This is a genomic window from Saccharomonospora azurea NA-128 (genome assembly GCF_000231055.2).
GTDB lineage: Bacteria > Actinomycetota > Actinomycetes > Mycobacteriales > Pseudonocardiaceae > Saccharomonospora > Saccharomonospora azurea.
In genome coordinates this window covers 924,247-935,964 of record NZ_CM001466.1, presented here as the reverse complement: position 1 = coordinate 935,964, position 11,718 = coordinate 924,247, and the positions used below count along the sequence as shown (strand labels likewise).

At 71.0% G+C, this 11,718-nt stretch carries 11 protein-coding genes; 6 read left to right on the top strand and 5 right to left on the bottom strand.

Annotation, left to right across the window (positions count from 1 at the left end; all coding sequences use genetic code 11):
* On the top strand, window positions 1-862 hold an 862-nt coding region (locus tag SACAZDRAFT_RS04190), incomplete at its 5' end, for an MFS transporter (RefSeq protein WP_005439001.1).
* A gap of 53 nt (window positions 863-915) precedes the next feature.
* The gene (locus tag SACAZDRAFT_RS04185; RefSeq protein ID WP_005438994.1) at window positions 916-1,638 is read left to right on the top strand and encodes a Clp protease N-terminal domain-containing protein; all 723 of its coding nucleotides are present in this window, start codon (window positions 916-918) and stop codon (window positions 1,636-1,638) included.
* A gap of 159 nt (window positions 1,639-1,797) precedes the next feature.
* Here SACAZDRAFT_RS04185 and SACAZDRAFT_RS04180 read toward each other — a convergent pair whose 3' ends face one another.
* Both SACAZDRAFT_RS04180 and SACAZDRAFT_RS04175 read right to left on the bottom strand, forming a co-directional pair.
* Window positions 1,798-3,027, bottom strand: coding sequence for a S8 family serine peptidase (locus SACAZDRAFT_RS04180; protein WP_005438993.1), 1,230 nt, complete (start codon window positions 3,025-3,027; stop codon window positions 1,798-1,800).
* A gap of 115 nt (window positions 3,028-3,142) precedes the next feature.
* Window positions 3,143-4,501, bottom strand: coding sequence for a cytochrome P450 (locus SACAZDRAFT_RS04175; protein ID WP_005438992.1), 1,359 nt, complete (start codon window positions 4,499-4,501; stop codon window positions 3,143-3,145).
* Between the two features lie 58 nt (window positions 4,502-4,559).
* Between SACAZDRAFT_RS04175 and SACAZDRAFT_RS04170 the strand changes: the two genes are divergently transcribed.
* Both SACAZDRAFT_RS04170 and mshC read left to right on the top strand, forming a co-directional pair.
* Window positions 4,560-5,150: a TetR/AcrR family transcriptional regulator gene (locus SACAZDRAFT_RS04170; protein ID WP_005438991.1), complete on the top strand. Its 591-nt coding sequence runs from the start codon at window positions 4,560-4,562 to the stop codon at window positions 5,148-5,150.
* Window positions 5,151-5,177: 27 nt separating this feature from the next.
* The gene (gene mshC / locus SACAZDRAFT_RS04165; RefSeq protein ID WP_005438990.1) at window positions 5,178-6,416 is read left to right on the top strand and encodes a cysteine--1-D-myo-inosityl 2-amino-2-deoxy-alpha-D-glucopyranoside ligase; all 1,239 of its coding nucleotides are present in this window, start codon (window positions 5,178-5,180) and stop codon (window positions 6,414-6,416) included.
* A 7-nt stretch (window positions 6,417-6,423) separates the two neighbouring features.
* On the opposite strand, the gene SACAZDRAFT_RS04160 is transcribed toward mshC, so the two are convergent.
* Window positions 6,424-8,043 carry an ABC-F family ATP-binding cassette domain-containing protein gene (locus SACAZDRAFT_RS04160; RefSeq protein WP_005438988.1) on the bottom strand — a complete coding sequence of 540 codons (1,620 nt, stop codon included), beginning with the start codon at window positions 8,041-8,043 and terminating at the stop codon, window positions 6,424-6,426.
* A gap of 177 nt (window positions 8,044-8,220) precedes the next feature.
* On the opposite strand from SACAZDRAFT_RS04160, the gene SACAZDRAFT_RS04155 reads away from it, so the two are divergent.
* A complete protein-coding gene (locus tag SACAZDRAFT_RS04155; RefSeq protein ID WP_198283897.1) occupies window positions 8,221-9,045 on the top strand; it encodes a metallophosphoesterase family protein in 825 nt (274 codons plus the stop codon).
* A 16-nt stretch (window positions 9,046-9,061) separates the two neighbouring features.
* Here the strand turns inward: SACAZDRAFT_RS04155 and SACAZDRAFT_RS04150 are convergent, their stop codons facing one another.
* The gene (locus tag SACAZDRAFT_RS04150) at window positions 9,062-9,964 is read right to left on the bottom strand and encodes a PAC2 family protein (RefSeq protein ID WP_040927905.1); all 903 of its coding nucleotides are present in this window, start codon (window positions 9,962-9,964) and stop codon (window positions 9,062-9,064) included.
* 218 nt (window positions 9,965-10,182) lie between these two features.
* On the opposite strand from SACAZDRAFT_RS04150, the gene SACAZDRAFT_RS04145 reads away from it, so the two are divergent.
* Window positions 10,183-10,869 carry an HAD family hydrolase gene (locus SACAZDRAFT_RS04145; RefSeq protein ID WP_005438983.1) on the top strand — a complete coding sequence of 229 codons (687 nt, stop codon included), beginning with the start codon at window positions 10,183-10,185 and terminating at the stop codon, window positions 10,867-10,869.
* Between the two features lie 28 nt (window positions 10,870-10,897).
* Here SACAZDRAFT_RS04145 and SACAZDRAFT_RS04140 read toward each other — a convergent pair whose 3' ends face one another.
* Window positions 10,898-11,701, bottom strand: coding sequence for a class I SAM-dependent DNA methyltransferase (locus tag SACAZDRAFT_RS04140; RefSeq protein WP_005438982.1), 804 nt, complete (start codon window positions 11,699-11,701; stop codon window positions 10,898-10,900).
* Window positions 11,702-11,718 lie beyond the last annotated feature (17 nt).

Sequence of the window (11,718 nt, the reverse complement as noted above, 5' to 3'; positions counted from 1 at the left end):
CGCGGCGACGCCCGTGCTGTTCGGCACGGCCGCCGCGCTCGCGCCGGCGGAGCGGGTGGGCCGGTACGTGGCGGTGGTGGCGTTCGGGGTCACCGGCGCGATCGCCGTGGGCGTGCCCGTAGGCACGTGGATCGGGGGAGCGTTCGGGTGGCGGACGACGTTCGCGTTCATGGCCGTCGCGGGCCTGGTCTTCGGCGTGGCGGCCCGGTTCGTTCTCCCGCCGGGCACGGGAGTGCGGGAGGCGCTGCCCGTGCGGCAGCAGCTCGCGATCCTGGTGCGTCCCGCCGTGTCCCTCGGGCTCGCGGCGAATCTCGTGCTCATGCTCGGGTCGATGATGGTGCTCACCTACCTCGCGCCTTACGTCGACGCGCTGGCCGACGCCGGGCCGGGACAGCCTGGTGTGCTGTTCGCGGTGTCGGGTGCGGCGGGGATGCTCGGCATCTGGGCGGGCGGTGTCGCGACCGATCGATGGGGTCCGGACCGCGCCCTGATCGCCGGGGTCGCGGCCTTCGTCGCCGCGATGGCGGCGCTCCTGGCGCTCTGGCCGTGGCGACCGGTGCCGGTCGTGCTGCTGGTGCCGGTGGTGGCGGTGTGGGGTGGGGCCGCCTTCTGGAACTCGCCCGCGGTCCAGGCGCGGCTCCATCTGCTCGCGGGACCGGTGGCCACGCAGGCGCTCGCGTTGAACACGTCGGGCACCTACCTCGGTGTCGCCGCGGGAGGGGCGATCGGCGGTGCGGTGCTCGGGGCCGGTGGCCTCGCGCAGCTTCCCGTCGTGGCGGCCGCGGCCGGGATCGTGGCGCTGGGACTGTTCGTGGCGGCACGTCGGGCGGCGAGCTCGTCGAAGTCGAGGTCCGCGTCGTGAATGGCGTCAACGATAGGTTGACGATAGCTGGATCGTCAACCTATCGTTGACGCATGACGGACATGCCCATCAAGCCCCCGACGATCCGGCTCGACGACCTCATCGACGCGATCAAGAAGACGCGTCCCGACATCCTCGAACAGCTCTCCGACGCGGTGTTGCTGGCCGAGCACCTCGGCGACGTGGCGGACCACCTCATCGGCCACTTCGTCGACCAGGCGCGGCGGTCGGGTGCGTCCTGGACCGACATCGGGCGGAGCATGGGGGTCAGCAAGCAGGCCGCCCAGAAACGGTTCGTGCCGAAGTCCGAGCCGCTGACGCTCGACCCGTCCGAAGGGTTCCAGCGCTTCACCCCGCGCGCCCGCAAGACGATCATGGCTGCGCAGGAGGAAGCGCGGGCGGCGGGCAATTCCCTCATCACCCCCGCGCATCTGGCGTTGGGTCTGCTCAGCGAGCCTCAGGCGATCGCGGCCATGGTGCTGGAGGACCAGGGCGTGACCGCGAGTGCGGTGCGCGAGGCCGTGAGCTCGGTCCTGCCGCCGCGCGAGGACGAGGTGCCCGAGCTGATCCCGTACGACCAGAACGCCCGCAAGGTCCTGGAGTTGACGTTCCGGCAGGCCCTGCGCATGGGGCACAACTACATCGGGACCGAGCACGTCCTGCTGGCGTTGTTGGACGACGAGGACGGGACGGGGCCGCTGTCCGGGCTCGGGCTGGACAAGGACGCGGTCGAGCGTGCCGTCGTCGCGAAGGTGGAGGCGGCGGCCGGCGCCTGAGGTGGGAAGCCCGCCGCCGCCTCGCATCGTGTCCGCGTCCTGCGCACGCGTGTCCGCAGTTCAGCGACGTGTGTCTGCACTGGGTGTCGGCGTGTCCGCAGTCTGCGGACACGCGTACCGGAGCTGCGGACACGGGTACCGGAGCTGCGGACACGGCGGTCAGGGGGCTTGGATCAGGCCCGCGCCGACGTCGGTGGACGGCAGCGGCAGTCGCTGCGCCGACTGACCGAGGCGAGCCCACAGCTCCCAGGCCCGGGCGCCGTGCTTCTCGGCGATCAACGCCGCGACACCCGCCACGTGCGGCGTGGCCATGCTGGTGCCGCTGATCGAGTTGTAGCGTTCGGGCATCGTCCAGCTGGAGTGGATGTTCACGCCCGGCCCGACGACGTCCACGGCGCCGTTCGGGTCGACGGTGCCGCACGAGAAGTTGGCCACGGCCATCGACGCGTCGACGGCGCCCACAGCCAGCACCGATGGGCAGTTGGCGGGGTGACTGACCGGGGCGACGACCCCACCCGCGCGGTCGCTCTCGTTGCCCGCCGCCGCCACGATCAGCGTGTTGCGGCGCATGGCGCGCCGGGCGACCGTCTCGAACGTCTCCGAGTGCGGTTCCCCGGGCTGGGTGGGGGAGCCGAGGGAGAGTGACACCACCGCGCAGCCGCTGTTCACCGCCCACGCGATGCCGGACAGGATGTCGCCGTCCGTGCCGGTGCCGGCGTTGCTGAGCACCTTGCCCGCGTAGATCTCGGCGCCGGGTGCGACCCCGTAGCCGGGACCTTCGTCCGGAGTGCGTGGGCCGCACGCCGTGCCGATGCAGTGGGTGCCGTGCCCGTGCCCGTCGGCGACGTCCTCGCCGTCCACGAAGGACCGTGCTTCGACGTCGCGGTCGGCGAAGTCGGGGTGATCGACGGTGAAGCCCGTGTCGAGCACCGCGACGCGGATTCCTGCGCCGGTGGCGCTGCCGTCCTGGGCGCCGAGCGCCCGCAGGCCCCACGTCAGTGAGGCCTCGGCGAGAGAAGGGCCACGGCCCTCCGTCGTGTCCTCGCCGCTCTCGCCCGGCTCGACGGGCGGTGCCGAATAGGCTCGGACCATGCGCTCCGGCTCGATCCGGGCGATGGGCCCCCGGTCGGCGATGCTGCGCAGCAGTGCGTCGGCCTGGTCCTGAGCCGCCGTGACCACGGCGACGCCGAGGTCGTGGAACAGCAGCCCGTCCGCGCCGCTCAGTGCGTCCGCGGTGCGGAAGCTGCTGACGTCCGCTGTGCTGGCCGCCCGGAGGCCCGCCACGCGCGCCATCGTGCGAAGCCCTGCTGCGGCGGCGTCCTCCTGCAACAGCACCAGATACCGGCCGGTCCCCGTGCCACCGCCGCCAGTCGCGCTCGTCGTCGACATCACGCACCCCTTTCACCTCGGTGGACCTCGGTGCCCTGTCGGGCCTTCCTCGAGTCGAAGGCCCCAGCCTATGTGGGGAACGTCACCATGTCGTTACGCTATGTGGGTTGAATTGTCACAAAGAGTGATCGACTCGGGGTGTGGCGACGATGCGGGCGCCGCGTGCGGGCACCATCGTGATGTTGCGCACCTTGGTTCGTTCCGGGAGCGCGCGGTCGGGTGCGATCCGGTGGTGGGCGAGTATCGCCCGCAGCATGACGACCGACTCCAGTTGCGAGAAGCCCGCGCCGAGGCAGCGGCGGACTCCGCCGCCGAAGGGGAACCACGTCCCCGGCGCGGGGCCGCCGTCGAGGAACCGGTCCGGGCGGAACCGCCCCGGCTCGGGGTGGTGCTCGGTGTCGGCGTGCACGAGAGCCATCGCCGGCATCACCGTGTGGCCCGCCGGAATGCGCACGTCGCCGATCTGGATGTCGCGCGTGAGCCGGCGCGCCACCTCCGAGATCACCGGGTGCAGGCGCAGGGCCTCCTTCACCACGGCTTCGAGGTACTTCTCGTCGCCGTCGTCGGCCGCGCGGGTCGCCTTCGCGAGTTCCTCGGGGTCGCGGGCGAGCTCGTGCAGGGTCCAGGCGAGGGCGGTGGCGGTGGTCTCGTGCCCGGCGAGGAGCAGGGTGATCAGCTGGTCGCGCAGCTCGGCGTCGGTCAGCGCAGCCTCGTCGGAGTTCGCGGAGACGGAGAGGAGCCGGGAGAGCACGTCGCGACGCCGGTCGAGGTCGGTGGCCCTCCTGCGCTCGGCGATCTCGGCGTACAGCAGGCGGTCGACGCGGCGTTGCGCGAGCGCGTAACGCTTCCACGGTCCCGTGCGCTGCAGGCCGGGATTGGACCAGCCGATCAACTCGACCGGTCCGACGTCGACGATCCTGGCGAGCAGGTGACGCAGTTCGTCGAGCCGCGGTCCCTCGGCCACGCCGAACACGACGCGCAGGATGACCTCCAGGGTGAGTGCCTGCATGCGCGCGTGGGAGGAGAACGCGTGGTTCGCCGGCCAGCGCCGCACCTCCGCCTCCGCCAGGTCGGCGATCATGGAGCGGTAGCCGCGCAGCGAGGCGCCGTTGAAGGCGGGCATGAGCAGCTTGCGGGCGCGCAGGTGCACGTCCTCGTCGGTGAGCAGGACGGAGTGTTCGCCCATCGCGGGCTTGAGGATCACGTTGCCCTCACCGGCGTGGAACACGGTGGCGGGCCCGGCGAAGACGCCGCGGATGTGCTCGACGTCGGAGAGGAGGACGACGGACCGGCCGGGATAGATGCGCAGCCGCACGACGTCGCCGTAGCGGCGCCGCAGCCGGGGGAGCCAGTGTTGGCGGAACAACCCGAACAGCGCGGTCTGGGCGAGCACCGGCAGGCGGGAGCCGGGAGGCTCGTGGGTCGCGGTGAGGTCGTCGAGCCGCACGACAGGCTGTGTGATGTCGGTCGCCATGCGCGTTTTATACGCGCGTATAGATCGGGTGTCCAGGCCGTGTCGTACGCTCGACGACGTGGGCCATCGGCAGGATCTGCTCGCCGCCGCGCGGCGACTGCTGCGCACGAAGGGCTATGCGCGCGTCACGGCTCGCGACCTCGTGGCCGAGTCGGGCACCAACCTGGCCTCCATCGGATACCACTTCGGCTCGAAGGAAGGCCTGCTCAACGAGGCCATCGGTGAGGCCGTCGAGGCGTGGACCGAGGCGCTGGCCCGCATCGCGATGGCCGACCCCGCCGCGTCGACGGCGGACCGCGGGTTCTCGGCGTGGGCCGCGATGCTCGACGGGCTTCCCGCTCACCGCGAGCTCACGGTGTCGTACCTGGAGGCGCTGGCGCAGGCCGAGCGCGATCCCGCGTTGCGGGAGCAGTTCGCGCGGCACTACCGGCGGTGCCGCGCGAGGGTCGCCGACCTGGTCGCGCGCTCGCTCGGCGACGGCAGCACCCCCGACGACCCGCGGGTGAAGGCGGTGGCCGGTTTCGTCGTCGCCGTGTGCGACGGCCTCGCGATCCAGTGGGTGCTCGACCCGGAGGAGGCTCCCACCGGCGAGGAGCTTCGCGAGGGTGTGACGCGGGTCTGGGAGCCTGTCCACCACGCGGAACGGTGACGGGCACGCGCGCATAGGGTTGAGGGTATGCAGACTTGGTCCTCGGTCGCCGTACCACGTGTTCCCGGAAGCCCGCGCCCCCTGAGGCTCCACGACACGGCCACCGGCCAGCTTCGTCCCACCGCTCCGGGCCGCCTCGCCCGCATGTACGTGTGCGGCATCACGCCGTACGACGCCACGCATCTCGGGCACGCCGCGACCTACCTCGCCTTCGACCTCGTGTACCGGTTGTGGCTGGACGCGGGGCACGAGGTGCACTACGTGCAGAACGTCACCGACATCGACGACCCGTTGCTGGAGCGGGCCGAGCGGGACGACGACGACTGGATCGTGCTGGCCCTGCGGGAGACCGCGCTTTTCCGCGAGGACATGGAAGCCCTGCGGGTGCTGCCGCCGCGGGAGTTCGTCGGCGCGGTGGAGTCGATCCCCGAGATCGTCGAGGTGATCGAGAAACTGCTGGCGAGCGGCGCCGCGTACCGCGTGGACGATCCGGAGTACCCGGACGTCTACTTCGATCGCTCCTACACCGGCCGGTTCGGCTACGAGTCGGGCTACGACGAGGAGACCATGCGCGCGCTCTTCCCCGAGCGTGGCGGCGATCCCGACCGACCGGGCAAGCGCGACCCGCTCGACGCCCTGCTGTGGCGGGCTGAACGCGAGGGCGAGCCGGCCTGGGACACGAGTCTGGGACGCGGTCGTCCCGGCTGGCACATCGAGTGCAGCGCGATCGCGCTCAACCGCCTCGGCATCGGCTTCGACGTGCAGGGCGGTGGTTCGGACCTCGCGTTCCCGCACCACGAGTTCAGTGCCGCCCACGCCGAGGCGCTCGCGGGTGAACATCCGTTCGCGCGCCACTACGTTCACGCGGGAATGATCGGCCTCGACGGCGAGAAGATGTCGAAGTCGAAGGGCAACCTGGTGTTCGTCTCGCGCCTGCGGGCGGACGGCGTCGATCCCTCCGCCATCCGGCTCGCCCTGTTCGCCGGCCACTACCGGTCCGACCGGGCGTGGACGGACGCGCTGCTGGCCGAAACCGAGGCGCGGTTGGCGCGCTGGCGCCAGGCGGCCTCCGCGCCGTCGGGTCCTGCCGCCGAGGCCACCCTCGACCGGTTGCGCGACCACCTCGCCGACGACCTCGACACGCCCAAGGCACTCGCGGCCGTCGACGCGTGGGTCGACGAGACCCTCCGCCACGGCGGACCCGACGAGTCCGCTCCCGCGCTCGTGCGTTCGGCGGCCGACTCGTTGCTGGGCGTGGTGCTGTAGTCCGGCGTCACACGGGGCGCAGGGCGAGTTCCGCACCGCTCCACCGGCGGCGGAGCCAACGGTCGTGTGAGGCCAGCACCACCGCGGGGGCGGCGGTGTCGAGCGCCTCGAACAGCTCCTCGGCCAGCGTCAGCGAGAGGTGGTTGGTCGGTTCGTCGAGCAGCAGCACGTGCGGTGGGTGGGCGATGAGCAGTGCGAGCGCCACCCGCCGTCGTTGCCCGACGGACAGTGCCCCGACGGGCCGGTCCAGCTCTCGGGGCGCGAGCAGCCCCAACGACGTCAGTGGAGGAGCGGGGCGATCGCGGTTCGCGGTGTCGTAGAGCTGCCGGGGTGTCCGCGTGGGGTCGGGAAAGCTCACGTCCTGCTCCAGCAGTCCCACCCGCACGCCTCGGGCACGCTCGACCGTGCCCCGCGTAGGGGTGAGGCGTCCGGCGAGGACCGACAGCAGCGTGGACTTGCCCGCACCGTTGCCTCCCGTGACCAGCAGCCGGGACGTGGAGCCGTCACCGACGTGGACGTCCAGTTCGGACACCGCCGCCAGGCGTCCGGCGACGGCCACGTCCCGTGCGGCGAGGAGCCGGCGTGGTTCTCCGAGGTCGGCGTCGAGGTCGCCGGTGAACCGGAGCGGCCGCGGTGGTCGGCGTACCTGGTCGCGCTCGAGTTCGGACAGTCGCAGCCGGGCGGCCCTGACCCGTCGGGAGACCTGCTTCTGCACGCGCCCGCCCGCGTAGTCGTAGGCCATCTTCGCGTTGTCGCGCGGCGCCCGGTTCGGCGACACCTGCCGGGCGGTGACGTGCACCGCGTGGCGTAGCTCCTTCAGCTGCCGCTGCTCCTCCGCATAGCGCTGTTCCCAGCGGGCGCGTTCGGCACGCTTGTGTTCCAGGTACTCGGAATACGCGCCGCCGTAGCGGGTCGGACCGCCCAGCGCCGGATCCAGGTCGACGATGTCGGTGCACACCGCGTCGAGGAACACGCGGTCGTGCGACGAGAGCACCACGATGCCGGACACCGACGACAGGTGTTTCTCCACGAAGGTCAGAGCGTCGTCGTCGAGGTGGTTCGTCGGTTCGTCCAGCAGCAGGGTCCGCGGTGCGCGGATCAGCAGTGCGGCGAGGGCGAGTCGGCAGCGCTGGCCTCCGGACAGCGTGTGAAGCGGGCGACTCGGGGCGAGCGCCGACAGTCCCAGCCCGGCGCGAACCAGGTCCGCCCGGCGATCGGCGTCCCAGGCCTCGTGGGCCTGCGCCCACTCCAGCACCCGGCCGTACTCGTCGAGCAGTGCGGATTCGTCCGGATCGTCCTGCAGACGTTCGGCGAGCACGTCGAGCCGCGCGAGCGCCGCCCGGATCTCGCGCAGCGCGTCGTCGAGGACGTCGGAGATCAGCGCCGTGGGCGGAAACGGCAGCTCCTGATGCAGGAAGCCGATGTCCCCGCCGCCCTCGATCTCGCCCGCCTGCGGCGGGAGCTGCCGGGCCAGCAGGCGCAACAGCGTCGACTTGCCCACGCCGTTCTCGCCGACCAGGCCGATCCGGCGGCCTGCTCCGACGGTCAGGTTCAGTCCGTCGAACACGACCCGGTCGGGGTAGGAGAACGTGAGGTCGCGAACACGAAGGGAAAGAGACGAAGACATGAGGACACCGACCCGTCGACGAAGGGTGACCACCCGCCGGGCTCGGCCTCGGACGCGGGTGCGGACTCGGTGTCAGTTCTTCATGGCGGAATCGACTATATCGAGCCCGCCGAACTGCTGCCACAGGTTTCTCGGAGTCTCTGCCTGGCCGCCGGTGTGCACGGCTACCGTGGGCGCGTGCCCAACTTGTACGCGACCAGCGATCTGCACGTCACGCACCAGGGGAACGAACCCTTCGTGGACCAGATCACCCCGGAGAGCCCCGACGACTGGCTGATCGTCGCCGGCGACGTGGGTGAGCGGATGGGAACGGTCGTCGACACCCTCGCCAGGCTGCGGGAGCGGTTCGCCACGGTGGTGTGGGTGCCCGGCAACCACGAGCTGTGGACCACCGCGCAGGATCCCGACCAGCATCGCGGGGAGCAGCGGTACCGGGAACTGGTGCGACGCTGCCGCGAGATCGACGTGTGCACCCCCGAGGACACCTTCCCCGTGTGGCCGCACGCCGAGCGGCCGCTGACCGTCGCGCCGCTGTTCGTGCTCTACGACTACAGCTGGCGTGCCGCTCCCGCCGAGGGTGTCTCCGTCGCCGAGGCGCTACGACAGGCGCGCGAAGCCGGTGTCGTCTGCACCGACGAGTTCCTGCTCCACCACGACCCGTATCCGAACCGGCAGGAGTGGTGCGCGCGACGGCTGGAGTACAGCGAGAAGCGGCTGGCCGAGATCCCGCAGGACCACGGCACCGTGCTGGTCTCGCACTGGCCGCTGCACCGGCACCCCACCGAGCCGCTCATCTACCCCGAGTTCGTGCTCTGGTGCGGCACCCGGGAGACGGAGCGCTGGCACGTGCAGTACCGCGCCGAGCTCGCTGTCTACGGGCACCTCCACATCCCGCGCACCACGACGGTCGACGGGGTCCGCTTCGAAGAGGTCTCCCTCGGCTATCCGAGGGAATGGCGTCGTCGTGCGCGGGGCCCGGTGCCGGTGCGGCGCCTGCTGTGACGCGGGGCGGGCGGCGTCAGCGGCCGGGCGGGCCCGAGGAGCCGCCGTCTCCCGCGGTGCCGCCGCGGCCGTGTCTGCGCAGGTAGCGTTCGAACTCGGCGGCGAGCTTGTCGCCGCTGTTCTCGTCGAGCACGAGTTCGGCGTCGCCCCGCTCCTCCAGGCTGCGCACGTACTCGCTCACCTCGTCGTCCTCGTCGGTCATCTCCGTGACCGTCTGCTGCCACTCCTCGGCCTGCTCGGGCAGCGCGCCCAGGGGGATGCGGACGTCGAGGACGTCCTCCAGCTTCCGCAACAGGGCCAGGGTGGCCTTGGGCGACGGCGGATGCGACACGTAGTGCGGGACGGCCGCCCAGACGGAGACGGCGGGCACCCCAGCCTGGACACACGCGTCCTGGAACACCCCGACGATGCCCGTGGGGCCCTCGTAGCGGCTGCGCTCCAGACCGAACCGAGCCGCCGCGTCGGCGTCATACGCGGTGCCGCTGACCGGGACGGGGCGGGTGTGCGCTGTGTCGGCCAGGAGTGCACCGAGAGTGACGACGCTGGACACCTCCAGCCGGTCGACGTGGGCGAGCAGCTCCTCGCAGAACGCTCGCCACCGCATGTTCGGTTCGGGGCCGTGCACCAGAACGATGTCGCGGTCGTAGCCCTCCGGCCGACACACCGCGAGCCGGGTCGTCGGCCATTCGACGCGTCTCGTGACGCCGTCCACCAGGCGCACGGTGGGGCGGTTGACCTGGAAGTCGTAGTAGGTGTCCGGGTCGATCTCCGCCAGCGGCTTGGCGTCCCAGTTCAGCTGCAGGTGCTCGACAGCGGTGGTGGCCGCGTCACCGGCATCGTTCCAGCCCTCGAAAGCCAGCACCATCACCGGCTTCGGGGCGGACCGCTCCTGTGTCGTCTCGTCGAAGGGCGTGCTCACACCCACAAGCCTACGGCGCAGCGCGGGTGATTCCGGCATGCGTCGGTGTTCGTCGATGTTCGCGCACGATCCGGCGTGAACGGCCGGGTCGGAAGGGGGTTTCGCTCACCGTAGGCTGTCGGGGAACGCTTGCCGTCATCCCGACGAGGTGACGCGCGTTGTCGGCGGGCAGCGTGGCCGGTATCGACGCCGATCGATTCGAGGACCGAGGAGATGACGTGGACGAGGAGTCCGCTGTGGACGATGTCGCTGCCGTGTTCTGGGACATGGACGGGACGCTCGTCGATTCGGAGAAGTTGTGGACGGTCGCCCTGTACGGGGCGGTGGACTGGTTGGGTGGAACGCTGACGCCCGAGCAGAGGTCCGCGCTCGTCGGCGCGAACATGGCGGTGACGTCCCGCTCGTTGTTGGAGGCGTCCGGTAAGCCGGCCGACGACGCCGCCATCGCCGAGGTGTCCGACTGGATCCGGAACCGGATCAAGACGTTGTTCGCCGACGCGATCCCATGGCGTGACGGGGCGAGGGACGCCCTGCTCGCCGTGCGCGCGGCGGGCGTGCCGTCGGCTCTGGTGACCTCGACCGAGCGGGAGCTCACCGAGCTGGCGTTGCGCACCATCGGCCACGACATGTTCGACGTGACGGTCTGCGGGGACGAGGTGGACGGGCTCAACAAGCCGCACCCCGAGCCCTATCTCCGGGCGGCGCGACTGTTGGGAGTCGATCCCGCACGCTGTGTCGCGGTGGAGGACTCGCCCGTGGGGGCGGAGTCCGCAGCCGCCGCGGGCTGCACTGTCCTCGTGGTTCCCCACGAGGTGCCGGTGCAGCCCGGGAGGCGTCGGGTGTTCCGTTCGTCGCTCGTGGGCGTCGACGTCCCAACCCTCGCGGAGCTCGCGCGCTCCGTCTGAGGTGGTTCGGCGGCGCTCGCGGAGTCGGTCAGGACAGCAGGTCGGCGGGCATGTCGGCCTGCTTCCTGCCCACCACGGCGACGTAGTGGAGTGGCTCACCACGGACGTTGAGCCGGTGCCGGTAGCGCTCCGACATCCGCACGTCGAGGAGGCCGGTCTCCTTGGCCCGCTCGATGAGCCGGGCGAACCCGGAGGTGTCTCCCTCCGAGAGGAAGCGGTCCTTGATGGTGAAGGAGATCCATCCGCCGTCGGCGACGAAGTTGTAGGCGGTGCGGAAGGCCTCGGGCGGGATGTCGCCGTACCCGAGTGCCGCCACGCACGACAACGCGGTGAACCGGTGCCGCGCCAGCGTGGCCCGGTCCTGCTCCGTCAGGTCGGTCATGTCGAGCACGTGGTAGTCGTCGTAGACCTCCGGCCGGTCGCGCAGTGCCGCGTCCCGGGCCTCCGGGATGATGTCCACGCCGACGAGATATCCGGCACCCACGGTGCGCATCTGCGCGCCCACGAGTCCGTTGCCCGCGCCGAGGTCGAGTACTCGAAGTGACGAAGGACTCACATTGTCGCGCTGGAGTTCCTCTTTCAGCAGCTTGCCCACGACGTCCGGGGAACGGCAGTCGAGAATGTCGTGGAATAGCTGTTCGTACAGTCCGGGAATGGCGAAGATCCGATCGTAATCGTGGAAACGGATCTTCTGCCACTCGCCGTCCAGCAGGACGGAGCAGTACTCCGTGTCCTGGTCGATGCGCTTGACCTGCTCGGGTAACCGCACGTCGAAATGCCTTTTCCGGGACCGCGAGCCGGCATTTTCGCCCGGAAGCCTCTCGTTCTCCATACCACGACCTTTCGTTG